Source organism: Pseudomonas sp. Ma2-10, assembly GCF_054330215.1.
The window spans coordinates 204,229-227,359 of the sequence record NZ_JBTEYL010000006.1; the positions used below are offsets into that span (position 1 = coordinate 204,229).

Genomic DNA, 23,131 nt, shown 5'->3' on the forward strand with positions numbered 1-23,131 from the left:
AAAATATTGATTGCAGCCTAGCGGGCTGCGAGAAGCGCGCAAGTTTACGCGAGCGTGGTGCAGAAGACGACCGGATTGCTTGGGTAAAGGCTGCGGGTTACCTGCTGACTGCTGTGACGGAAAAAACTGAGCGGCTTCGACGACTCAGCCCGCAATGCATTCGGAAATGTCCTCTGTCGGGCCGACTGGCGCCGCGGGACTATCGGGGCTCTCTCAATCGCCTGATGCTCGGGCAACCACGCAGTGGAGCAGCATTTCATGGAAGATCATCTTTTTACCACCGGTCTGGTGGCCGGCCAGGACATCGACACGGACCAGCGCAAAAAACTTCAGGCCTGGCAAGAGGCAGGGGATCGAGTGCTGGTCGATACCTTGATCGCCAGTTTTTCGACCGCCATCAGTCGGGGCTCCTCCAGGCTTGAGCTCCCAATGGAGCTGGTGCTACCGCAGCAGTGCATGTTGCGGCAATGGCTGGGTGTTTATCTGAAATCCCTGGAGCTATCGGTTTTTGAGGCCTGGGCCGCGCAGTACTCTCTGGATCTGCACAGTTTCAGATTGCAGGGCGGCACTTTGTTTGCCAACGCGGTCATTGACGGTGTCACGACCGCTAAAGTATTTACGTTGCAAGATGCTTCTGGCTGGAAAGCGGTGGCCGACCCGATCATCGAGATTGTCCGGATCATCGATCCTGCCAACGCCGATCCGAACGTGGTCGCCGCTCCTTTAAGCACTTCTGCGCCGACCTTTTTCCTGCGTACGACCCTGGCGTTCTATGGTTGCCCCTTGCCTGCCAACCGTGCGCAGGCTCAAGTACTGGTAGACGAGTGGCGGCAACTGCGCGGTTTTTCGCCTATCGACGGCTGCGGACATAGTCGTACCGCGCTTTTGCTGGAAATCGATGAGCAGGCCAAGGATTGCATCAGTCTGGCGAGCGAGTTGGACCGTGCGCTGCAGGCGGTGTGGTCGGTCAATGGGCGGCTGAGTCTGCAGCGGATCCTTCAGAAGCGAATCAAGCTGGCGTCCGGTTCGATGCTCTCCAATTCGATGAGGCTGGCGCTCGGAGGGTTGCGCAGCATCACCGAGAAAATGAATGAGGGGCAGTCGTCACCCGGGGCGACCTATTATTTTTCCAACAATGAGCGGACGTTAATGGAGGTCGTCCCTTCGACGTTAGGGCGGCGTGTGAGTGCCAGGCAGTTGGCGGCCGCAGGTGTCGATGGTGATCTTCGGGTGCTGGCGGTACAGGCGGAGAAACTTGGCGTCGACATCGATCCGGATGGTCGTTTCAGCTTGGCCTACGTGCTCGGGGTCTATGAATGGGCGCTGCCCGCCGATGAAGCGGGCGTTCAAGCACTGATTCTGCAGTTGCGCCAAGTGCCCGAGCCGCGCATGCCCTATGTCCATGAGTCGGCGCACTCTGTTCGGGCGCTGGTAAGGCATCGCCGTTATCTCGGGTTGCTCAACAACCGCTATCGAATGCGCGCAGAGCTCGAAAACCTGAGCCGTGATAAAGCGGATGACTCTGCCGTGAGCACCGTGAACCTGCTCATCGAGGCCGACGGGAATTCACCCCTGGACGAGATCACTCAGGTCGGTATTCCGCCACTGTTGGCGGTCATGGCGCTCGATGAGTTCAAGGCCATCCGCACGGCCAGGAGAATTGCGCCGGACACTCATGTTCTGATTGGCGACTCGTCTTATGTCGGCGCCTGGACCCTGGACAATACCTGGGCAGACCTGACGGAAGACGTGCTAAGGGTGCCCGCGCTGGCGCCGAAGATCCACGCGTTGGCCATGATCGCCTTTCGAACGGGCGGGGCACTGCGGTCTAACGGGGAGTTAACGCTGGAGCAGATGCTGAGGTTCTACAGCATCCAGCCACCCGTCACTGCGAAGCGCGCCCGCACCCAGCAGGAACGGCTGAGCGCGATACCGCTGCGGCCACGAGTGGCGGAGCAATATTGGAATGCGTTGGGCGGGGTGTTCGCTTTAGCACCATCGCAGGCATCACCCAGCCGTCAGCAGGTGCTCGATGCTGCGGACCGGTTTATGCCCGGGGTCGCGGGCGCGCTGCAGTACTGGGGCGCATTGGCGGATGACGCTGTGGTATTTGCGCTCTCGGCGTCCCAGCGTCAGCAACTGGTCAATGCGGTCGAGGGGTACATGGCAGGTCGGGATGAAGCCTTGTTCGACTATCTGGCAGCACCCGTACTGATAGGAAAAACCAAGGACGTTGTGCGCGACGAAGCCGATCTTTTGTTCTCGCAGATACTCGCAACGCCCCGTGCACGCAAACTGGCACGGGTGCTGCTGGAGGCTGTGACCTGGCAGGGCCAGCAGGGCCTTGATGCTGCCCATGAACTCTGTCGTCACTCGTTGGTGTTGGCAGCGTTGATTCTCACGCTTGATCCACAGGCGGGCCTGAGCAGAAACCGGTTAGCGGGGCTGGATCTCGCCGACGACCGTTACTGGGGTGAGACCTATCGCAACTTATCCAGCGCGGTCGAGGCGCACCTTGAGTACTACCTGGACCTGGACAGCCTTTACACGCCGTTGGCGGCCCATTTACTACTCTGTGGCGTTGCTCCGGAGTTTCAGGTGCGCGACATTCCCGATGCGATGTCTTACATGAGTTCGCAGACTTGGGTGCATTACAAGCACTGCATTGCTTACCTGGAAGGGAAGTATCCCGGATCCTCCCGGCGGCTGAAGTTCAATAGCATTATGACCGGAGTGAAGTTGACATCCTTCAAGCCTGAGTTCTGGGCCCTGAACGAATTTCGCGCACCGGTTATCGATTGGGCGGTGGCTAACGGCGTGTTAGGCCGACACAAAGAGGTGTTCACCCAGGCGGAGCTCGACACGGCGAAAGCCGCGTTGCTGGCGCAAAACACCCGGCTTCAAACGGCCATCAGTTCGTTGTGGCGCGGGCCTGTTTCCCGTCGGGCAATGGCTTTGAGCGATTTGCGGCAGGTTTACAGCGACCATCGGGATCTGGAGAAAAAAGTGCTGCGCCGCCAGTCCGATGCTGCAACGGACACGCAAACCGGTGATCAGCTGGGTGAAAGGGTTTCCCTGGTCGACTTGCACCTGAGCGGTCAATTGACCGCGGGCTCGACTGGCTGGCAATCAACCCTTGATAGCATCGATTTTCCGCTCATGGCCCAGCGTTTTCATTTGCTGGGAGCGATGGGTACGCTGTACGGCGGTGCGTTCGGCACCCGGCTGGGTGAGCTGCGTTTGGCGTTTCTGGAATCGATCCAGTTCGAAATCTCGAAATTGTTGCTGCGTGATCGCATGCGCCTGGAGTATGGAGAGCTGACACTGTTCAGTCTGCGCAACGCCGGGGCGGCGGCGGGTGCGCACGGTCGTTTTGGCCTGGTGGTGCTGTGCACGCATCCGGCCTTTGCCGATTGCAGTTACGAATTTTTCCCTGTGCGGCTGATGATCATCCGTCGGGCAGACTTGACCTCCAGGCGATTGAGCGGCGCGACAGCTACCAGGTCGTCGTCGACGGCGAATCCTGTTCAGGGTGCAAGCGCCGCCGATCTTCTGCCTCTCGATTGGGCGGCCTATGACAAGGGCGGCAAACCCATTGCGGGAGCGAAGTCGGCGGTCAGCCTGGAGAGAGTGGGCAGACTGCCCTTGGTGGCCGATCAGGCTTCCCCTGCCGCCAGCAATCTGAGCGTGCCGAAAACGCCAGTGTCCCCGCGAATCCTTGACCTGGTTACCCGTATCGTCGACAAGAGCCTGCTGCTGGACAGCGCTGCGATGCGTCTGTCGGCAAGCGATGCCTTGAGCCTGGATGATGTGAAGGGCGGGCACGACCAGTGGGCCGACTATCTTGAAAGCGTGGCTTTCAGGCCGCAATAGTCGTTGGTAGGGCAAGGTTAAAGGTGAGAAACAACAAAGCCGCTCGAAAGCGGCTTTGTTGGTGTGGATCACATCTTAATGCTGGCCAGCCAGCTTGTGTTCCAGGTAGTGGATGTTGATTCCACCTTTGCAGAAGCCTTCATCGCGGACCAGATCGCGGTGCAGCGGGATGTTGGTCTTGATCCCGTCGACAACGATTTCGTCCAGCGCATTGCGCATACGCGCCAGGGCTTCGTCACGGGTTGCGCCGTAGGTGATCAGCTTACCGATCAACGAATCGTAGTTCGGCGGAACGGCATAGCCACTGTACAGGTGCGAATCGACGCGAACGCCGTTGCCGCCTGGTGCGTGGAAATGCTTGACCGTGCCTGGGCTCGGCATGAAGGTTTTCGGGTCTTCGGCGTTGATCCGGCATTCCAGCGAGTGACCGCGGATAACCACATCTTCCTGGGTGTACGACAACTCGTTGCCAGCGGCGATGCTGAGCATCTCCTTGACGATGTCGATGCCAGTGACCATTTCCGAAACCGGGTGCTCAACCTGAACGCGGGTGTTCATTTCGATGAAATAGAACGCGCCGTTCTCGTACAGGAACTCGAAAGTACCCGCGCCACGGTAGTTGATGTCGATGCAAGCCTTGACGCAGCGTGCGAGGACTTCAGCCCGTGCCTTCTCGTCGATGCCCGGTGCCGGCGCCTCTTCGAGAACCTTCTGGTGGCGACGTTGCAGCGAGCAATCCCGGTCGCCCAGGTGGATGGCGTGGCCCTGGCCGTCGGAAAGTATCTGGACTTCCACGTGACGTGGGTTGGTCAGGAATTTTTCCAGATAGACCATCGGGTTGCCGAACGCTGCGCCCGCTTCGGTGCGGGTCAGTTTCGCGAAGGAGATCAGGTCTTCTTCTTTATGCACAACGCGCATGCCGCGACCACCGCCGCCGCCAGCGGCTTTGATGATCACCGGGTAACCGACTTCGCGACCGATGCGCAGCGCAGTTTCTTCGTCTTCAGGCAATGGTCCGTCGGACCCCGGAACGGTTGGAACGCCAGCCGCGATCATGGCGTGCTTGGCCGATACCTTGTCGCCCATCAGGCGAATGGTGTCGGCTTTCGGGCCAATGAACGCGAAGCCAGAGTTTTCGACCTGTTCGGCGAAGTCGGCGTTTTCCGCAAGGAAACCGTAACCTGGGTGAATGGCGGTAGCGCCAGTCACTTCGGCCGCGGCGATGATTGCCGGGATGTGCAGATAAGAGTGCGCGGCCGAGGCCGGGCCGATGCAAACGGATTCGTCTGCCAGACCCAGGTGCATCAGCTCTTTGTCGGCCTTGGAGTAAACGGCGACAGTCTTGATGCCCATCTCTTTGCAGGCACGCAGAATCCGCAGGGCGATCTCACCGCGGTTGGCGATCAGAACTTTTTCCAACTTCGCAGTCATCAAAGTCTCTCCGCAGTTCAAACGATGGTGAACAGCGGTTGGTCGTACTCAACCGGCTGGCCGTCTTCGACGAGGATAGATTCGATCACACCGCTGGTTTCAGCTTCGATGTGGTTCATCATCTTCATGGCTTCGACGATGCACAGGGTGTCGCCTTTCTTCACGGTCTGGCCGACTTCAACGAAGGACGGCGAGGCTGGCGAAGATTTGCGATAGAAGGTGCCGACCATAGGCGAACGGGCAACGTTACCGTTCAGAACCGGGGCGGCCGGAGCAGCCGGTGCGGCGGCAGCCGGGGCAGCAGCAACAGGCGCAGGCGCAGGCGCTGGCGCATGCATTGGAGCCGGCGCGTAGTACTGCTGAGCCGGGGTCTTGCTGTGACGGCTGATCCGTACGGACTCTTCGCCTTCCTTGATCTCGAGTTCGTCGATGCCGGACTCTTCCAGCAGTTCGATCAGTTTCTTAACTTTACGGATATCCATGAATCATCAACTCCCAAGGGTCGGTCAGGGGCGTTACGCTTGTTGTTCAAGCCGTTGCCTGTCTTTCAAGCAGCTCTAGTGCGGCCTCCAGGGCCAGTCGATAACCGCTGGCGCCAAGGCCGCAGATCACTCCCACCGCTACGTCAGAGAAGTAAGAGTGATGGCGGAAAGGTTCGCGTTTGTGCACGTTAGACAAATGCACTTCGATGAATGGGATGCTCACCGCCAGCAGCGCGTCACGTAATGCGACACTTGTGTGCGTAAAAGCTGCTGGGTTGATCAGGATGAAGTCCACACCTTCGCTGCGGGCAGCGTGGATGCGGTCGATCAATTCGTACTCGGCGTTGCTTTGCAGGTGCAGCAAATGGTGGCCGGCTTCACGGGCACGGCGTTCCAGGTCCTGGTTGATCTGCGCCAGTGTCGTAGCGCCATAGGTGCCCGGTTCACGGGTGCCGAGCATGTTCAGGTTAGGTCCGTGCAGAACCAGTAGCGTCGCCATCTGCTGTTCCTTGTTATCTGTGCGCAATTGCCAGAACCCGGCGACTATGCCGCAAAGCCTTTGTGACTGTCCAGTTCTATGCAATAGCCAGCACGATGGCCGATGTTTGCGCGAAGTATGTGACCGGGTTATTAAATCCGGTCATTTGCTTTCGCGACACGTTCGGCGAAGTCGGTGGCATTGATCTCGCCGATCACTCGCACATCGGTGTGTTCGACGCCGTCCTTGCCGAAAAACATCAGCGCTGGCGGGCCAAACAGTTGGTAGCGGTCAAGCAAGGCGCGTTGCTCGGCGCTGCTGGCGGTGATGTCGAAGCGGATCAGTCGATAGCCTTTGAGGCGTTCGACGACCCTGGCATCGTTGAGCACCTTTTGTTCGATGACTTTGCAACTGATGCACCAGTCGGCGTACCAGTCGAGCAGCAGCGGGGTGCCCGATGATTTGGCTTCGGCGAGGACGCGGTCCAGGTCTGCCGGGGTGCTGACGGTTTGCCAGGCGCTGGTGTTTTGCGGTTGCTCGTTGCCGGCAACCATGTGCGCCTGGCCAATCGGATTGAGCGGATCGGTCTGGCCGCTGAACGCTCCATACCAACACGCCAGCGCATAAAACAGCAGGAACATCCCAAGCAATTGGCCCAGGCGTTTTCTCGGCGGTTTGTAGACGAACTCCAATGCACCCATGAACAACCCGACACCACCGGCCAGCAAACCGATCAACAGTAACGTGATCTGGCCCGGCAGTACTCGCCTGAGCAAACCGATCGCCAGCCCCAGCAGCAAAACGCCAATCGCGTTTTTCACATAGATCAGCCAGGGTCCGCTTTTCGGCAGCCAGGCGGCGCCACCGGTGGCGACCAGCAACAGCGGGGCGCCCATGCCAAGGCCGAGCATGAACAATTTCAGACCGCCGCCCAATGCATCGCCGCTGGCGCTGATGTACAGCAGCGCGCCGGCCAGCGGTGCCGAAACGCAGGGCGACACCAGCAGGCTGGAAACCACGCCCAGCACGGCGGCGCCCCACAACGAACCACCTTCGGTGCGACCGGCGATGCGGTCCAGGCGACGGCTGATGGCGTGAGGCAGTTTGAGTTCGAAGACACCAAACATCGCCAAGGCAAACAGCGCAAAAAACATCGCGAACGGCACCAGTACCCACACCGATTGCAGCCGTGCCTGAAGATTGAGCTGTGCGCCGAACATCCCCATCAACGCCCCAAGCAGAGCGAAGCAGGCGGCCATTGGCAGCACATAAGCGAGGGATAAATTGAAGCCGCGTAAACCACCCACCTGACCACGCAACACCACGCCGGACAGGATCGGCAGCATCGGCAGCACACACGGCGTGAACGTCAGGCCCAGGCCCGCAAGGAAGAACAGCGCCAGTTCGCGCCAGCTCCAGGTCGGGCGCGCGCCTGTGCTGCCATCAATACCCAGGCGCTCGGTTTCGGGCGGATAGCACAAGCCTTTGTCGGCGCAACCCTGATACGAAACTACCAGGGTGAAGGCGCGTTGATCGGTGCGCGGCAGTTCGACTTCGAGAATGCCGTGGTAGACCTCGACATCGCCGAAATACTCATCGTGCTTCTGTTCGCCCTTGGGCAGTTGTGCGGCGCCCAGGCCTGCATCGGGTGGGTCGGCGCGAAACTGAAAGCGGTGCCGGTAGAGGTAGTAGCCCTCGGCGGCGACGAAACGCAGTTTGATCGATTGCGGTGTGCTGTCTACCAGGCTCAGTTGAAAGGCTTCACGTACCGGCAGAAAGTCGGCGCTGTTGTTGATCGAGCCCAACGTCGAGCTGGGCCGACTGTCCAGCAAACCGGCGGCGGTGGCCGGCAGAGCGAGCACTAAAAACAACAGGCAGAGCAAACGGCGCATGACAGTCTCGCGTATCGAAAGTGAAGGCATGATAGCGGACAGTCGCGGGGTGTGCAGGGCCGGAGTTGGATCGTTCCCACGCAGAGTGAAGGGAACGATCCCCCGGCCGCCATCAGACTCGGAATGCCTGGACGGCGGTGTGCAACCGCCCACCCAGCACCAACAAATTCTCCCCTTGCACGCGTCCTTCGCCGATGCGCAGCAAGTTATCCCCACCCAATTGGTGAATCCGCTCACTGTGATCGCGGATTTCGCTGACGGCGCCACTCTGCTGGGCGGTGACATCGGCAATGCGAACGGCGGTGTCGGAAATGGTCTGGATCGCGCCGACGATTTTATCCAGCGCACCGTCGGCGGCTTGGGCCTGATTGGCAGTGGCTTCGGCGTGCTCGACCTGGGCGCGCATGCCTTCCACCGATTGTCGCGCCGCGGTTTGCAATCCGGCGATCAGCGTCTGGATCTCTGCTGTGGCGCCAGCGGTGCGTTGTGCCAGTGAACGAACTTCTTCGGCCACCACCGCAAACCCTCGACCCATTTCCCCGGCACGAGCCGCTTCGATGGCAGCGTTCAGGGCCAGCAGGTTGGTCTGGTCGGCAATTGAACGGATGACCGTCAGCACGCCACCAATGGTTGCCGACTCTTCGGCCAGGTGTTCGATCATCTGCGCGTTGCCTTGTACTTCGCCGACCAGCGCGTGCAGACCGGTGAGGCTCAAACCGATGACTTTCTGGCCATGCTCCACCGCCAGCCCGGCATGGCGGCTGGCGTCGGCCGCCTGGCTGGCATCGCCCGCAACCTGTTGAATGGTCGCTTCCAGTTCGCCGAGAGAATCACGGATCAGCGCTGTGTCGCCGGCCTGATGCTCGGCGCCGCTGTGCAGGTCATTGCTCAACTCGGCCAGGGTTCGGCTGCTACCGGCGACCTGCTCTGCGTTGAGGCGAATGGTCCCGACCAGGTCGACCAGATAGGCGCGCAACCGATTGAGCGACGCTTGAATGTCGTGCAGTTCGCGATTGGTCGCGCCCAGTTCAATGTCCCGGCTGAAGTCGCCCTCGGCCCAGGTCGAAAGGGCCGGGGCGAGGTTGGTCAGGGTTCGGGCCAAGCGTCGTTGCAGGGTATCGATGAGCAAGGCGATCAACAGGATCAGACCAATCATCACGCCTTGCATCAGCCGCACTTCACCCTGGATCTGTCCATGCTGGGCGCGAACCACTGGTTCCAGTCCGGCAATGGCCTGCTGCACGGCGGCGATTTTCAGGTGAGTCGCGGCGCTGAGGTCGGTGCGTTTCTGGATCTGCTCGCGTGTGCGCGCCAGTTCGGCCGGGTAGCGAGTGAGAAGGCTGTTCAGTTCACGCTTGAGGCCCACCCCAGCATCCTCGGCAACGGATTGTTCAGTGCTCTCCAGGCCCATCATCGCCGCGAAATCATCCGTGTTCGATTCACTTTTACTGGTCACGCCCAGCAGCGGCAAGGTGTCCAGCAACTCAGCCTGGATGCGGATGTTGCTGACTTCACGCTCGACATCGGCGGCCAATTCGCTGCGGCCGCTGCTGACCAGTTTGTCCCGGGCCAGAGACAACTTGCCCAAGTGTTGTGAGGCGGCGAGCAACGGCGTCAGATACGCCGCATCAGCGCTGGCATATTGGCTGAGCTGATCGAGGCTGGCGCCGAGTTCGCGTTCGGCCTGTAGCAGCAGTGCTTGCGGATCACCGGCCAGTTTGCCGGCGGCCAGCAGGTCGGTTTTGCTGAACTCTTCGAGGTTCGACAGGCTCGGGCGCAAGGTGTCGGTCAAGGCCGGCGGCAACTCGCCGAGCTCCTTTTGCACACTGTCGATGGCCTGACTGGCGCTGCTCAGGCGCAGGGCATCGCCGCTGGCGAGGTAGTCGTCGATGTTGCGCGCGACTTCATTTTGAAATTGCTGGGACAAGCCCACGTAACGCTCCATCAAAAGATAGGGGCGCTCCAGGGCCTTTTGCGACCACCACAGCGTGACGCCAAGGGCCACGCACACGGCGACTAAAAGTAGGGTGTTGAGATTGGTCAGCAGCTTCAGGCGCATCGAGGGTCTACCAGCGGCAGAATGGTAAGCGCCTGAATTTATTGCGTTTGTATTACAGGGTTATGACTGAATGGGTCGATTCCGATGAAAAGGTGGCACTTTGCTTTGACGTCCGCGCAGCCTGCACGCGGTTGCGTCCGGCGTCCTTCGCGCGGTACAGCGCTTCGTCTGCCTGGCTGGCCATCATTAGGCTGTCGGAGTGCTCACACCGTTCCACCACCCCGGCGCTGAACGTGCACCAGAGGTCCTGCGGTTGGGCCGGGTAGTGAATTTCGGCAAAACGTCGACGGATTTCGTCGAGCACTTTGTGGGCCGATTCGAGATCGGTGTCTGGCATCACGATGGCGAACTCTTCACCGCCGTAACGGCCGATGAAATCGGTCTTGCGCAAGCGTTGCTTGAGAAACAACGCCAGGCTCTTGATCACCCGATCGCCCATGGGGTGGCCGTGACTGTCGTTGACCCGTTTGAAGTGGTCGATGTCGAGCATTGCAAAGCTCAGCGGTTTGTTCTCGCGACGGGCGCGGAAGCAGCAGTCTTCGAGCAATTGCAGAATGTGCGTGTGGTTGTACAGCCCGGTGAGGCTGTCGCGGACCATCCGCGCTTTCAGATTGCGTGCCCGCGCCGCGCGGTTGCGCACGGTGGTGATCAGGTGCCGGGGCTTGATCGGTTTGGTCAGGAAGTCGTCGCCGCCCTCGCTCATGGCGTCGAGCTGTTTGTCCAGATCGTCTTCGGCCGATAGGTAAATGATCGGCACGCTGACGTAACGGTCGTTGTGGCGGATCACTTTGGCCAGTTCAGTACCGGTGCAGGCCGGCATGTACATGTCGAGGATGATCAGGTCTGGCTGGAAGTCCGCGAGCTCGGCCATGGCCTGGATCGGTTCGATCAAGGTCCGCGTGACGATCCCGGCGCTGTTGAGCAGGCGCTCGGTGTGCAAGGCCTGGGCGCGGGAATCGTCGATGATCAGCACTTTATAAGGTTCGTACTGGGCGACGCAGGTCAGGACTTCAATCTTCTCCAGCAGGCTCGAGGCTTCGAGGGTGCCGGTCAGAAATTCCTGGCCACCGGCACGCACGGCGGCGAGACGGGTCGGGGTGTCGGTTTCGTGCAGGCTGAAGAACAACAGCGGCAATTGATGATCGAGGCCTTCCTGGGCTTCGGCCGCCAGTTTCAGGCCGATGCCGGCTCCACTGAAGTCCACGTCCATGACGATCGCCGCAGGTAAGCGCTCAATCATCGAAGAGCGGAACGCCGCAACGCTGTCGAGGGCTTGAGCGCTGAGCCCAAAAAACTCCAGCTGCTTGGCCAGACGCTCGGCGCGGTCGTAATCCTGCAACATCACGTAAATCGGCTTGCGCAGCGGCGGCAGAAAGGTCTGGTCCAACTGATCGCCATGGCGCAAGCCGGTGCGTGACAGGCGCTGCATCAAACGATTGAGGTCGGTGATCAGTCCGCTGCTCAGGCGTCCGCGATTGGCGTCGACAGCCTCCAGCGACTGACCGATGTGGCGTGCCAGCTGCGTGTGTTCAGGTTGTTCGAAGCGTTCGGCGAAACGCAGCAGGCGCAGGTTGGCCTCGCTCAGTTCCGATAAGTCGGTGGTGGACCACTCGCTGCGTTGCAGGCGCTGCCATATCTCAAGAATTTGACGTGCCTGATGAATTACCCGCTGGGCAAAGTGGTGCTTGAGGCGCTCACGGCTGGGGTCTTCTGGCTCGGTCATATCCTGACTACTAGTAAGGGTGCATGCTGAGATCGACTGGTGGCTCTATGCTAGCACCTCTTTTTCGATCGCATGAGTGTCGCACGTCAATAAACTGCAAAGCGACGTAATTCAGTTCCTGACCGACTGGTCGCATAGGTTCCAGGCGGTGATTCATTTATAGTGGCCGTCGATCGTGATCATTGTGCGGGTAGCGTTTACGCAGGATTTAATGCGCGGCAAACGAGGCACGATGAGATAGGGTTGTGGTCGAACCAATGAACTCAAGTGATTGAAAGGATATCGCCATGCTGGACTGGAAGAACCGCGCGGGCAGCGCGCCTGAACGTGCCGCTGAACCGAAATCGGCCACCCGCAGTTACTTGGGTGGCCTGTTGTTCAGTCGGGCGCTGGCCACGCTGATCGGCCTTTACTTGCTGGTGGCTATTGCGCTGGGCTGGTATTGGAGCCAGGAACCTGCGCTGTTCCCGGTTCAGCAGAATGCCCAGATCGCTGCCGAGAAAGAAGGCAAGCAAATGGTCATCGGCTATACCACGGTCGAAACCCTCAAGACCGTCGCCGGTACTTTGCTGACCAAGCCAGGTGGCTATATCTCCAACGACCGTTTCCCGCCGGGCCTGTGGATGGATAACACGCCGAGCTGGGAATATGGCGTGTTGGTCCAGGTCCGCGACTTGACGCGTGCCTTGCGTAAAGACTTTGCTCGCTCGCAATCGCAATCCGCCGAAGACTCCGATCTGGCCAAGGCCGAGCCGCGTTTCAACTTCGACAACAAAAGCTGGGTGCTGCCATCCACTGAGTCCGAATACCAGCAAGGCATGAATTCCCTGAGCCGTTATCAGGCGCGCCTGTCCGATCCGTCGCAGAAAAGCGCGCTGTTCTACGCCCGCGCCGACAACCTGAGCAACTGGCTGGGCGATGTGGGTACTCGTCTGGGTTCACTGTCGCAACGGCTGTCGGCCAGCGTTGGCCGGGTCAAGCTCAACACCTCTCTGAAAACTGAAGTCGTCGCCCCGGGTCAGGTGCCGCAGGTTGACGAAGAAGTCATCGAGACCCCGTGGATGCAGATCGACAACGTGTTCTACGAAGCTCGCGGCCAGGCCTGGGCCTTGTCCCATCTGCTGCGCGCCATCGAAGTCGACTTCGCCGATGTACTGGCCAAGAAGAACGCCACGGTCAGCGTGCGTCAGATCATTCGTGAACTGGAAGCCTCGCAGGAGCCGGTCTGGAGTCCTATGATTCTTAATGGCAGTGGTTTTGGGGTGCTGGCCAACCACTCGTTGGTCATGGCCAACTACATCTCCCGGGCCAACGCCGCAGTGATCGATTTGCGTCAACTGCTCAATCAGGGCTGAGTCATGGTCAATAGCGCCAGAGAGGTCGCGCACCGCGCGGCCTCGGATGCCGAGCATATCGCCTGGGTTGACGAGCAGGACAATCTGCTCGGTGCCCTGGTTCGCTCCGACCTGCGTGAACGCGGGCTGATCGGACGCGGCACTTACATCATGCTGTTCAACTCTGCCGGTGAACTCTGCGTGCATCGACGCACGCTGAGTAAAGCCATTTATCCAGGTTTCTGGGACGTGGCGGCGGGGGGCATGGTGCTCGCGACCGAAACCTACGCCGAATCGGCTGCCCGCGAGCTGGAAGAAGAGTTGGGTGTGAGCGGGGTAGAACTGACGGCCCATGATCACTTTTTCTTCGAAGACACCGGCAATCGTCTGTGGTGTTCGGCGTTTTCGGCGGTGTGGGACGGAGCGTTGATCCTGCAGCCGGAAGAGGTGCTGGAAGCGCGCTTCATCCCCGTCGATCAGGTCCTGCTGGAAATCCAGCAAAAGCCTTATTGCCCGGACTCTCTGGCTGCGTTGAAGCGGTATCTTCGGGCCCGAGGGGCGGACGTCGCAAAAGAGGCATAAATTGGCGCCGATTGGCTCTTAGCAATCGGCGTTTTTGCCGTTACACTGCGCGACCTTTTCAAGCTGAACCGACACTCCTATTTGTAGGGGCGTCCGGTCAGTAGCGCTGCCCCTGCCTGAGTGGGGCTTCGCGGTCGATGGCACTTGCCCAAGTTGCCGCGACCAGTCTTTGTCCTCCCAAGAGGATTGCCGGTGGCCAAAAAAGCCGCATCCTTCGCCGCCCTTGGTGGCCTGGTATTTTCCACCGACGCAGGTCGTCATTGCCCGGATTGCAGTCAACCGGTGGGTGCCTGTCTCTGCAAACAGACCGTTATCCCGGCCGGCGACGGCATCGCTCGCGTGCGTCGCGAAAGCAAGGGCCGTGGCGGCAAGACGGTGACCACCGTTACCGGCGTGCCGTTGGCCGAAGACGCGCTCAAGGACCTGGCGACCACGTTGAAGAAACGTTGCGGGACCGGAGGGGCGTTGAAAGACGCAATCATTGAAATCCAGGGCGATCATGTCGAGCTACTCTTGGCCGAGCTGATCAAACACGGTTTCAAAGCGAAGAAGTCCGGCGGCTAGCAGCCTCTGTGAAAACCACCCTCGGCTTGATCCGGTCCTGACAACAGGCCTGGCGTCGTCTACATGGTTTTCACAGAGCCTGTTCTGACCGGTTTCTAAACTCACTGCGGTCAGCGAGGTCTATCCCCTCGTTGACGAACCGTCATTTTCATTCTTTAGACTGCGCCGGCCTGAACCCAGGCGACGCTCTATGACTTCTTTATAGGGGACTTCAATGTCCGTACGACGCACACGCAAAGACGATGGCAGCCAATGGACAGTTGCGGACAGCCGCAGTGTTTACGGGATTCGCCATTGGGGGGCCGGGTACTTCGCGATCAATGATGCCGGTCGCGTCGAAGTTCGTCCGAACGGTCCGACCAGTTCGCCTATCGACCTGTTCGAGCAAGTCGACCAGCTGCGCAAAAGCGGCCTGTCCTTGCCGTTGCTGGTGCGTTTCCCTGACATTCTGCAAGACCGCGTGCGTCAGCTGACCGGCGCGTTCGACGCCAACATCGAGCGCCTGGAATACCAGAGCAAGTACACCGCGCTGTACCCGATCAAGGTTAACCAGCAAGAAGCGGTAATCGAGAACATCATTGCGACCCAAGACGTGTCCATTGGTCTTGAAGCCGGCTCCAAGCCTGAACTGCTGGCCGTGCTGGCCCTGGCGCCGAAGGGCGGCACCATCGTCTGCAACGGCTACAAGGATCGCGAATTCATTCGTCTGGCGCTGATGGGCCAGAAGCTCGGCCACAACGTGTTTATCGTGATCGAGAAAGAATCCGAAGTCGCACTGGTGATCGAAGAAGCCGCCTCGCTCAAGGTCAAACCTCAGGTTGGCCTGCGCGTGCGTCTGTCGTCCCTGGCGTCGAGCAAGTGGGCCGACACCGGTGGCGAGAAATCCAAGTTCGGTCTGTCGGCGGCGCAACTGCTGTCGGTGGTCGAGCGTTTCCGCGCGGCGGGCCTGGATCAGGGCATTCGCCTGTTGCACTTCCACATGGGCTCGCAGATCGCCAACCTGGCGGACTACCAGCACGGCTTCAAGGAAGCGATTCGTTACTATGGCGAACTGCGCAACCTCGGCCTGCCGGTGGATCACATCGACGTCGGTGGCGGTTTGGGCGTGGACTACGACGGTACGCACTCGCGTAACGCCAGCTCGATCAACTACGACATGGACGATTACGCCGGTGTTGTGGTCGGGATGCTCAAGGAGTTCTGCGACGCGCAGAACCTGCCGCACCCGAATATCTTCTCCGAAAGCGGCCGTTCCCTGACCGCTCACCACGCGATGCTGGTGGTGCAAGTGACCGACGTCGAGAAGCACAACGACGACGTGCCGAAGATCGACAACAAGGAAGAACTGCCGGAAACCGTGCAGTGGCTGGTTGACCTGCTGGGCCCGACCGACATCGAGATGGTCACCGAAACCTACTGGCGCGCCACTCACTACATGAGCGACATCGCGGCCCAGTACGCTGATGGCAAGTTGACCCTGGCCGAGAAAGCTCTCGCCGAGCAATGCTACTTCGCGGTGTGCCGTCGCCTGCACAACTCGTTGAAGGCTCGTCAGCGTTCGCACCGTCAGGTGCTCGACGAGCTCAACGACAAGCTGGCCGACAAGTACATTTGCAACTTCTCGGTATTCCAGAGCCTGCCGGACACCTGGGCCATCGGCCAGGTACTGCCGATCCTGCCGCTGCACCGTCTCGACGAAGAGCCCCTGCGCCGTGCGGTGCTGCAAGACCTGACTTGCGACTCCGACGGCAAGATCAAGCAATACGTCGACGAGCAGAGCATCGAAACCAGCCTGCCGGTTCACGGTTTGAACGACGGTGAAGACTACCTGCTGGGTATCTTCCTGGTCGGCGCCTACCAGGAAATTCTCGGCGACATGCACAACCTGTTCGGTGACACCGACTCGGTGAACATCTATCAGAACGCTGACGGCAGCGTGTACCACGCGGGTATTGAAACCCACGACACTATCGAAGACATGCTGCGTTACGTGCATTTGTCGCCGGAAGAGTTGATGACCCACTACCGCGACAAATGCGCCAGTGCCCGCATCACCGCCGCCGAGCGTACCCAGTTCCTCGACGCTCTGCGTCTGGGCCTGACCCGTTCTTCTTACCTGTCTTCTTGAGGTAAGACGCCGCTCTCATCAGGTTGTCTGAAAATGTTCCGCACGTATCGGAAATTTCAGATGACTTGGTGGGATGCCTCTCTGATTTCAAGCGAAATAACTTACATTCTTGGCCATCCAAGCGATGTGGTCTTCTTTTCGCGTAGGTCATTTCCTAAGTTGTACTTCGGAACTCTACTCGGCCAACTCTCTCGGAGAGAATCCCCGGCCGCCCCTCCTGTAGAGAATCGCCGATGTTCGATCCAGTCAACGAGCCGTCATTTCGTCTGGATGTAGAGGGTCTGCCCGACCCCTTTGAGGTCTTGGCCTTTACCGGTAGAGAAGCCATCAGCGAGCCTTTTGTGTTCGACGTGGATCTGCTGATCGATGACCCGACACTCGACCTTGCAAGCCTGCTGTACCGTCCGGCTTTTTTGCATGTCGGGCCTGCGGGAAACGGTTTCCACGGACAATTGCATGAACTCGTCCAGCGTGACCATGACTTGGCTGTCAGGCTCTGTCGCGTACGACTGGGGCCGAAGCTGGCGTGCCTTTCCCTGCGCTTTAGTCAGCGGATTTTCAGTGCGCGTTCGGTGCCGCAGATCCTCAGTCAGGTGCTCAAGGAGCACGGTATTGCCGGCAAGCGTCGGCGCTTTGAGCTGAGTGGCGACTACCCGCCCCGTGAATTCTGTACGCAATACCGGGAGTCAGACCTGCAATTTATCCAGCGTTTGTGTGCCCAGGAACGGCTTCACTTCCATTTCGAACACGGTGAGCGCGGGCATTGCGTGGTTTTCGGTGATGGTCAGGGGCACTTTCGCTTCGGCGAGCGCGCGGTCTTCCAGGTCGAGAGCGAGCAATCGGCCGTACGTCAATTCAAGCTCCAGGGGCGCGCCGGGCAACGAACCGCGTCGATGGCCGAAGGTCGGACGGACCTGACGGCGCTGCGCAGCGGTCAGTTGATGTCGCTGTCCGGTCATCCGATCACCGATTGGAATCATCTCTGGCTGCTGACCCATGTGGAGCATCAGGGTCGCCAGGATTTAACGGCGTCCTACAGTAACCAGATCCGCGCGATTCACTGGCAGGTGCCGTTTGTAGCGCCACATTGCGCAGTGAAACCCAGGATGCACAGCCTGCAACGGGCCTGGGTGGTCAACGTTGATGAGTCATGCCCCGATCCGTCCAGACCGGTTGCCGTGCAATTTGACTGGCTCTATCAGGGCGAGGGCGCGGTCCCCAGCCACAGTTGGCTGCCGGTGGCCGCTGAACTGGGCGACGCGGCCGTCACGCAGTTGAGTGAGGGAGTCGAGGTGGTGGTGAGCTTTATCGAGGGGGATCCGGATCAGCCGCTGATTACCGGGTTTCTTCACGCCCCTTCGTCCGTTGAAGAGGCGGGGGAGGAGGGCCCGCCACGCACATCCGCGACAGATGATATCGAGCGCTTGCTGGCGCTTCTGCAATCGAGCGAACCCTTGATGTTGCTATGCCTGCTGCCCGGTGGCGGCAGTTTCAACCATTGCACACAGGCCCTCTGCACCTGCCGGGCGGCGATGCGGCTTGGCCAGAGCGGTGCGGCATGATCGTCGCGACCCCGCAATGGCTATTGCTGGATGTGCCGGGTGCGCCACAGGCGGGGGCGATGCTGCAACAGAAGTTTGCGCATGCCCGGTGGTTCTGGTTGTTCGAAGGCACTGAGTGGCATGCGTTGCGTGAACACGGCCCGGCCCTAATCGATCTTCGGACATGCCCTGTGCTGGCCGGGTTGTGTGACAGCGAAGTGCCCGTCTGGCGCGGCTTGCTGATGGCCAGCGAGGTGTCGTCGCCTCTGTTGCTGGAGCATTTGCGCCGCATGCTCACGGTCACGTTCGGCCTGCATCACCGAGCCTTGTTGAGTTACTACAACCCGCAAACGGCCAGTTATTTGTTCGATGCCTGCGATGCGCAGGAGCTGAGTCGCTGGCTGGGTCCTGTCAGCCATTTGCGCTGGTTCGGCGGGACGTGGGCCGACCGCGCGATCGGCAGTCAGGGTTGGCAGCAGTTGGTCAATCCGGGGCTTACCGTCAGCCCTTTGGCGGTTGAAGAAAACCTCAGTCCTCGTCAGCAGGCAAAACTGCAAACCTGCCTGCTGGAACAACATGCCTGGCACTGGAGTCGATCCACCGGGACTGACTACAACATTCTGTGGTCCCACGTGCAGGAAGGGCTGGCGCTGGATTTTACCGAGCGCCCGGTACTCGATGACTGGTTATGGCTACGCTTGCAGAATCCCGGGGCTTTGCCTGGGCATGCATTGCCGGGACTCACCCAGCAGGAGCGTCTCGATAGCCTGCGCAACCGGTGGCAGAACGGTCAGCCCTGAACACCGGTAGTCTGGCGCGCCGGGGCAGGACCTGTATTTCTCGCGCACCAGCCACTTTGACTCAGTGAGCGTTGCCTGCGAACCAGCCGTCGTTTTTGTGCAGATACCAGGCAAACGCGCCGAGGGTCAGGCTGCGCAGCAACATGAACAATAGAAAGGTTATCCACAGTCCATGGTTGCCAAAACCTTGCAGCGCCCAAGCGAACGGCAGCAACAAAACCACCGTCAGCAGCATGCCGTTGCGCATTTCCCGGGCGCGGGTGGCGCCGATAAACAGCCCGTCGAGCAGATAACTCCCAACCGCGATCAGCGGCAGCGCGGCGAGGTAGGGCAGGTAAATGAACGCCGTATCGCGCACGCTCTGAATGTTGGTCTGCATCTCGATAAACAGGTGCCCGGCGAACAGGAACAGCACGGCAAAGCCCAGGCTCGCCAGCAACGACCAACCGCAGGCCACCACCAATGAGCGCCGTAGGGCCTCTCGATTACGAGCACCAATGGCATGCCCACAAAGGGCTTCCACCGCGTGGGCCAGGCCGTCCAGCGCATGGGCGGTCAGCAGCAAACCATTGAGCAGCAGCGCGTTGGCGGCGACGGTGGCATCACCCAGTCGTGCGCCTTGTACCGTGATCAGAAAAAACACCGATTGCAGAGCCAGGCTGCGGATGAAAATGTCGCGGTTGACCGCCAATAGCGGCCGCCAGCTGTGCCACAGCGCCAGCGCGGCCCAGGCGATGTGGCCGGGATAGGCGCGCAGGGCATTGCGGGTCATCAGCAGACCGATCAGCGCACCGGTCCATTCGGCAATCACCGACGCTCGGGCCGCGCCGACCACCCCCCAATCCAGCCCGAGAACGAACCATAGGTTCAGCGCGATATTCACCAGGTTGGTGCTCAGCAGAATGGCCAGCGGCGCCCGGGCGTTCTGAGTGCCGAGGAACCAGCCGACCAGCGCATAACTGGCCAGTGCTGCCGGCAGACCGAACAGGCGCGTGTGGAAAAATTCGCGGGTCAGCTGATCCAGTTCCGCCGAGGGCTGCATGAAATGCAGCGCGACCCCACTCAACGGCACACCCAGTATGCCCAGGACAATGGCCAGGCCCATGGCCAGCAACAGGCCCTGCAGCAAGATCTGCCGCAAGGCCGCGCCGTCCCCACGCCCGGCGGCCTGCGCGGCGAACCCGGTGGTGCCCATGCGCAGAAAACCCATGGCCCAGGCGAGAAAGGTATACAGGCTGGCCCCTACCGCGACGGCGCCCAACTGATGGGCATGGGGCAAGTGGCCGATGACGGTACTGTCGACCAGCGCCACCAGCGGTACTGAAATGTTCGAGAGAATCATCGGCGCGGCGAGCGCCCAGACTCGACGATGAGTAGGGCGGTCGCGCCAATCGGCAATCAGGTTGGACATGCAGGCTCCTTGGGGGAGCGGCATTGTAGCGACACATCAGAATCCGCAGCGATTCATTGTGGGCGTTAGTGGATTATCCAGCTCAACAACCACAACCCCAGCAGCAACCAGATAATCCCCATGATGATCGAGGCGTTCATGAACGCCCGAATCGCCGACCATAACAGCATCAACCCCAAAACCAGCGCAATGATGCTGATGATCGACGCGTCCATGCCCAGCGCACGGGACAGCCCCTCGACAAAGTTGCTGCCGGCGTGGCTTAACAGATTGAACAAGCCGCTGAGGCCGTCAACGATGAAGCGGATAACCGAACCGAGTGCCTGGCCGAGCCATTCGAAAAAACTTTCTACCTGCATGTCGTGAGCGTCCTTGATGAAAGTGGTGGCATGGTTGCCGGACTTGAGCCTTGGGCTATCGAGCAGGGTGCCGAGTTCCCTCCAAGCATAGTGGTTTTGCAGTGCTTGCTGCTTGCCTTCATTCCTTATCCCCCCGAAGCTATACGCCTTCAGGAGAGCCCGATGAACCTTGTTGAACTGACCGAACGCTTGCACGCCATCCGTGACCGCAATGACTGGCGGCAATTTCACAGCCCGAAAAACCTGACCATGGCCGCGAGCGTGGAAATGTCCGAGCTGGTGGAGATTTTCCAGTGGCTGACCGAAGACCAGTCGCGCCGGTTACCGGCGGACACACTGGCCCATGCCGGGCAGGAAATCGGTGACATCGTGCTCTATTTACTGCTGCTATGCAGCGAGTTGGGGTTGGACATGAATGAAGTCGTGCGCAGTAAACTCGCGGACAGTGAACGGAGATTCAGCTGATGAGCGACCGTCACTTCGATCAACTGGCGACCCGCTTCGCCGAAAAAATCTACGGCGGTGCCAAAGGCGCGATCCGTCTGGCGGTGCTTCAGGCCGACCTGACCGAAACCCTGCCGGACCGGCCGTTGCGCGTACTGGATATCGGTGCGGGTCTGGGCCACATGTCGTTGTGGCTGGCCCAGCGAGGTCATGAGGTCACGCTGGCCGAGCCCGCCGAGCCGATGCTCGAAGGCGCCCGACAGCGCTTTGCCGACGCTGGGCAAACAGCGACGTTCATTCAGGCGCCGTGGCAGGATCTGCTCGGCCAACTCACCGAACCTTATGACCTGGTGCTGTGCCACGCGGTGCTTGAATGGCTGGCCGAACCCCACGCGATCCTGCCGGTGCTGCATCAATTGACCAAACCAGATGGCTGGTTATCCCTGGCCTTCTACAACCGCGATGCGTTGATCTATCGCAACCTGCTCAAAGGCCATTTCCGCAAGATGCGCAAGAATGACATGGCCGGGGAAAAGCAAAGCCTGACGCCGCAGCAGCCTCTTGATCCAAGAGAACTGGCGGCGCAACTTGAAGGCCTGTGGCAGGTCGAAACCCAGAGCGGAGTGCGGGTTTTTCACGATTACATGCCGGTGGAATTCCAGGCGCGCGCCGAACGGGTGGACTTGCTGGAAATGGAGCTGGCCCACCGTCGTCACCCAAGCTTTGCCGGGCTTGGGCGCTACTTGCACTGGATCTGTCGGCCGGTCTGATCGGAGCGCGAAATGAACAGTCGATCGGGGTTATTAGTGGTCTGTCTCGGGTTGGCGGCCTGTCAGGGCAGCAACCCTTATGTGGCGTCATCCACCCCCTTGCCACCCGCGCCACCTCAGGCGGCCAACACCTTTGACCGCAGCGCCTACCCGGCCTCGCCCCGCGACTACGGGCGTTACCGCAGTTGGGCCTGGCTCAATGGGCAGCTGCCGCCGGGCACTGCTTGGGCGGATTCGGCGCAGGTCGCTGAAGCCGTCAGCAATGCGCTCGATCAACGTGGCTTGCGCCCGCTGCACGATAACCGCCCGGCCGACCTGTTTGTCAGTGCCGACCTGCACCTGGAAACCCGTCTGCGTCAGGTTCGGGACGACTATGGTTACTACGGCGGCGGTTATGGCGGCTACAACCGCTACGGCAGCGGTTACGGCATGTACAACACCGTGCCGATCGTTCGGACTTATCAGGAACAGGTCGTGGTGGTGCGGGTTGATTTGTTTGACGCTCAGAGCGGTCAACCGGTGTGGAGTGCCAGCGCCGAAACCAGCAGCCGGGGCAGTCAGAGCGAGCGTGCCGATGCAATACGGGAGGCTGTAGAAAAGGCGATGTCGGCGTATCCTCCTAGTTAGCTTCTGGTCTTCAATCGGAGAAATATCATGTTCCGCCGTCTCGCTTTACTGGCTGTGGCCGTGTTGCTCAGTGCCTGCGCCGGCAGCCAGGTCAATCATGACTTTGATGCCAGCCGCGACTTCGCCGCCTATCGCAGCTGGAGCTGGAAAGAACCTGCCCTGCAATATCGCCCCGATGATCCACGGATCAAGAGTGACCTGACTGAACAACGCATCCGTCAATCGGTAACCGATCAGCTGGATCAACGTGGCCTGCGTCTGGCTGCGGGTGGCAAAAAGGGCGATTTGAGCGTGCAGACCTATCTGATCGTCGAACAGCGCCAGCAACAAGTCACCACCAACTATGGCGGTGGTTGGGGTAATCCATGGAACGGCTACTGGGGCGGGCCGATGTACAACGAAACCCGTAACGTCAGCTACAAAGTGGCGATCATCCAGATCGACCTGCTCGACGGCACGGACGGCAAACTGGTGTGGCGCGGCAGTGACGAGCAGCTACTTGGCAGCACACCGAACCCGTCGGATCGCAGCACGGCGATACGCGAAACGGTCGGGCGAATTCTCGCCAACTACCCACCCAAATAAACACCCCTCAAACCCAAGGAGCTGAGCTTGCTCCTGCAGGTTTTTTTG

The 23,131-nt window shown here is 60.1% G+C and carries 18 protein-coding genes and 1 pseudogene; 11 read left to right on the forward strand and 8 right to left on the reverse strand.

What is annotated here, in order from left to right:
• The first annotated feature begins 258 nt into the window (after positions 1 to 258).
• Positions 259 to 3,873: a hypothetical protein gene (locus ACXPVS_RS10780; RefSeq protein ID WP_458509916.1), complete on the forward strand. Its 3,615-nt coding sequence runs from the start codon at positions 259 to 261 to the stop codon at positions 3,871 to 3,873.
• 75 nt (positions 3,874 to 3,948) lie between these two features.
• Here the strand turns inward: ACXPVS_RS10780 and accC are convergent, their stop codons facing one another.
• From accC to gcbA, 6 genes and pseudogenes are all read right to left on the reverse strand, one after another.
• Positions 3,949 to 5,304: an acetyl-CoA carboxylase biotin carboxylase subunit gene (gene accC, locus ACXPVS_RS10785; protein WP_458509917.1), complete on the reverse strand. Its 1,356-nt coding sequence runs from the start codon at positions 5,302 to 5,304 to the stop codon at positions 3,949 to 3,951.
• A 17-nt stretch (positions 5,305 to 5,321) separates the two neighbouring features.
• On the reverse strand, positions 5,322 to 5,786 hold the full coding sequence (gene accB, locus ACXPVS_RS10790) for an acetyl-CoA carboxylase biotin carboxyl carrier protein (protein WP_458509918.1): 465 nt from the start codon (positions 5,784 to 5,786) through the stop codon (positions 5,322 to 5,324).
• Between the two features lie 46 nt (positions 5,787 to 5,832).
• Complete coding sequence (gene aroQ, locus ACXPVS_RS10795; RefSeq protein WP_129438831.1) at positions 5,833 to 6,285, reverse strand: type II 3-dehydroquinate dehydratase; 453 nt, start codon at positions 6,283 to 6,285, stop codon at positions 5,833 to 5,835.
• 131 nt (positions 6,286 to 6,416) lie between these two features.
• On the reverse strand, positions 6,417 to 8,156 hold the full coding sequence (locus ACXPVS_RS10800) for a protein-disulfide reductase DsbD (RefSeq protein ID WP_458509919.1): 1,740 nt from the start codon (positions 8,154 to 8,156) through the stop codon (positions 6,417 to 6,419).
• 112 nt (positions 8,157 to 8,268) lie between these two features.
• Positions 8,269 to 8,775, reverse strand: a pseudogene (locus ACXPVS_RS10805) (methyl-accepting chemotaxis protein); the annotation flags it as partial.
• Between the two features lie 1,492 nt (positions 8,776 to 10,267).
• Complete coding sequence (gcbA, locus tag ACXPVS_RS10810) at positions 10,268 to 11,938, reverse strand: diguanylate cyclase GcbA (protein ID WP_458509920.1); 1,671 nt, start codon at positions 11,936 to 11,938, stop codon at positions 10,268 to 10,270.
• A 287-nt stretch (positions 11,939 to 12,225) separates the two neighbouring features.
• Here gcbA and ACXPVS_RS10815 point away from each other — a divergent pair, with 287 nt between their 5' ends.
• The 6 genes from ACXPVS_RS10815 (at position 12,226) to ACXPVS_RS10840 (ending at position 18,887) form a co-directional block, all read left to right on the forward strand.
• A complete protein-coding gene (locus tag ACXPVS_RS10815; protein ID WP_458509921.1) occupies positions 12,226 to 13,293 on the forward strand; it encodes a DUF2333 family protein in 1,068 nt (355 codons plus the stop codon).
• 3 nt (positions 13,294 to 13,296) lie between these two features.
• Entirely contained in the window at positions 13,297 to 13,854 is a 558-nt protein-coding gene (locus ACXPVS_RS10820; RefSeq protein WP_458509922.1) for an NUDIX hydrolase, read from the forward strand.
• A 192-nt stretch (positions 13,855 to 14,046) separates the two neighbouring features.
• Positions 14,047 to 14,418 carry a translation initiation factor Sui1 gene (locus tag ACXPVS_RS10825; RefSeq protein ID WP_458509923.1) on the forward strand — a complete coding sequence of 124 codons (372 nt, stop codon included), beginning with the start codon at positions 14,047 to 14,049 and terminating at the stop codon, positions 14,416 to 14,418.
• 214 nt (positions 14,419 to 14,632) lie between these two features.
• Complete coding sequence (speA, locus tag ACXPVS_RS10830; RefSeq protein ID WP_458509924.1) at positions 14,633 to 16,546, forward strand: arginine decarboxylase; 1,914 nt, start codon at positions 14,633 to 14,635, stop codon at positions 16,544 to 16,546.
• A gap of 233 nt (positions 16,547 to 16,779) precedes the next feature.
• A complete protein-coding gene (locus ACXPVS_RS10835; RefSeq protein ID WP_458509925.1) occupies positions 16,780 to 18,108 on the forward strand; it encodes a contractile injection system protein, VgrG/Pvc8 family in 1,329 nt (442 codons plus the stop codon).
• Positions 18,105 to 18,887: a DUF4123 domain-containing protein gene (locus ACXPVS_RS10840; RefSeq protein WP_458509926.1), complete on the forward strand. Its 783-nt coding sequence runs from the start codon at positions 18,105 to 18,107 to the stop codon at positions 18,885 to 18,887. The genes ACXPVS_RS10835 and ACXPVS_RS10840 overlap by 4 nt, the downstream gene beginning before the upstream one ends.
• Positions 18,888 to 18,948: 61 nt before the next feature.
• Here ACXPVS_RS10840 and ACXPVS_RS10845 read toward each other — a convergent pair whose 3' ends face one another.
• Positions 18,949 to 20,298, reverse strand: a complete 1,350-nt coding sequence (locus tag ACXPVS_RS10845) for an MATE family efflux transporter (RefSeq protein ID WP_458509927.1) — start codon at positions 20,296 to 20,298, stop codon at positions 18,949 to 18,951.
• A gap of 65 nt (positions 20,299 to 20,363) precedes the next feature.
• Positions 20,364 to 20,657 (reverse strand): hypothetical protein, encoded by a 294-nt coding sequence (locus ACXPVS_RS10850; RefSeq protein ID WP_140894741.1) that lies wholly within the window; start codon positions 20,655 to 20,657, stop codon positions 20,364 to 20,366.
• A gap of 162 nt (positions 20,658 to 20,819) precedes the next feature.
• Between ACXPVS_RS10850 and ACXPVS_RS10855 the strand changes: the two genes are divergently transcribed.
• From ACXPVS_RS10855 to ACXPVS_RS10870, 4 genes are read left to right on the forward strand one after another with little or no spacing between them, the layout of a single operon-like run.
• Complete coding sequence (locus tag ACXPVS_RS10855) at positions 20,820 to 21,122, forward strand: MazG-like family protein (RefSeq protein WP_458509928.1); 303 nt, start codon at positions 20,820 to 20,822, stop codon at positions 21,120 to 21,122.
• Positions 21,122 to 21,871 carry a methyltransferase domain-containing protein gene (locus ACXPVS_RS10860; protein ID WP_458509929.1) on the forward strand — a complete coding sequence of 250 codons (750 nt, stop codon included), beginning with the start codon at positions 21,122 to 21,124 and terminating at the stop codon, positions 21,869 to 21,871. The genes ACXPVS_RS10855 and ACXPVS_RS10860 overlap by 1 nt, the downstream gene beginning before the upstream one ends.
• A 12-nt stretch (positions 21,872 to 21,883) precedes the next feature.
• Positions 21,884 to 22,498, forward strand: coding sequence for a DUF4136 domain-containing protein (locus ACXPVS_RS10865; protein ID WP_458509930.1), 615 nt, complete (start codon positions 21,884 to 21,886; stop codon positions 22,496 to 22,498).
• A gap of 27 nt (positions 22,499 to 22,525) precedes the next feature.
• On the forward strand, positions 22,526 to 23,083 hold the full coding sequence (locus ACXPVS_RS10870; RefSeq protein WP_458509931.1) for a DUF4136 domain-containing protein: 558 nt from the start codon (positions 22,526 to 22,528) through the stop codon (positions 23,081 to 23,083).
• The last annotated feature ends 48 nt before the right edge of the window (positions 23,084 to 23,131 follow it).

Coding starts and splice junctions, on each gene's coding strand:
- gcbA (WP_458509920.1), bottom strand. CDS start 11,938: ATGACCGAGCCAGAAGACCCCAGCCGTGAGCGCCTCAAGCACCACTTT.
- ACXPVS_RS10870 (WP_458509931.1), top strand. CDS start 22,526: ATGTTCCGCCGTCTCGCTTTACTGGCTGTGGCCGTGTTGCTCAGTGCC.
- accB (WP_458509918.1), bottom strand. CDS start 5,786: ATGGATATCCGTAAAGTTAAGAAACTGATCGAACTGCTGGAAGAGTCC.
- ACXPVS_RS10855 (WP_458509928.1), top strand. CDS start 20,820: ATGAACCTTGTTGAACTGACCGAACGCTTGCACGCCATCCGTGACCGC.
- ACXPVS_RS10820 (WP_458509922.1), top strand. CDS start 13,297: ATGGTCAATAGCGCCAGAGAGGTCGCGCACCGCGCGGCCTCGGATGCC.
- ACXPVS_RS10845 (WP_458509927.1), bottom strand. CDS start 20,298: ATGTCCAACCTGATTGCCGATTGGCGCGACCGCCCTACTCATCGTCGA.
- ACXPVS_RS10780 (WP_458509916.1), top strand. CDS start 259: ATGGAAGATCATCTTTTTACCACCGGTCTGGTGGCCGGCCAGGACATC.
- ACXPVS_RS10815 (WP_458509921.1), top strand. CDS start 12,226: ATGCTGGACTGGAAGAACCGCGCGGGCAGCGCGCCTGAACGTGCCGCT.
- ACXPVS_RS10840 (WP_458509926.1), top strand. CDS start 18,105: ATGATCGTCGCGACCCCGCAATGGCTATTGCTGGATGTGCCGGGTGCG.
- ACXPVS_RS10850 (WP_140894741.1), bottom strand. CDS start 20,657: ATGCAGGTAGAAAGTTTTTTCGAATGGCTCGGCCAGGCACTCGGTTCG.
- ACXPVS_RS10800 (WP_458509919.1), bottom strand. CDS start 8,156: ATGCGCCGTTTGCTCTGCCTGTTGTTTTTAGTGCTCGCTCTGCCGGCC.
- ACXPVS_RS10860 (WP_458509929.1), top strand. CDS start 21,122: ATGAGCGACCGTCACTTCGATCAACTGGCGACCCGCTTCGCCGAAAAA.
- accC (WP_458509917.1), bottom strand. CDS start 5,304: ATGACTGCGAAGTTGGAAAAAGTTCTGATCGCCAACCGCGGTGAGATC.
- speA (WP_458509924.1), top strand. CDS start 14,633: ATGTCCGTACGACGCACACGCAAAGACGATGGCAGCCAATGGACAGTT.
- ACXPVS_RS10865 (WP_458509930.1), top strand. CDS start 21,884: ATGAACAGTCGATCGGGGTTATTAGTGGTCTGTCTCGGGTTGGCGGCC.
- ACXPVS_RS10835 (WP_458509925.1), top strand. CDS start 16,780: ATGTTCGATCCAGTCAACGAGCCGTCATTTCGTCTGGATGTAGAGGGT.
- aroQ (WP_129438831.1), bottom strand. CDS start 6,285: ATGGCGACGCTACTGGTTCTGCACGGACCTAACCTGAACATGCTCGGC.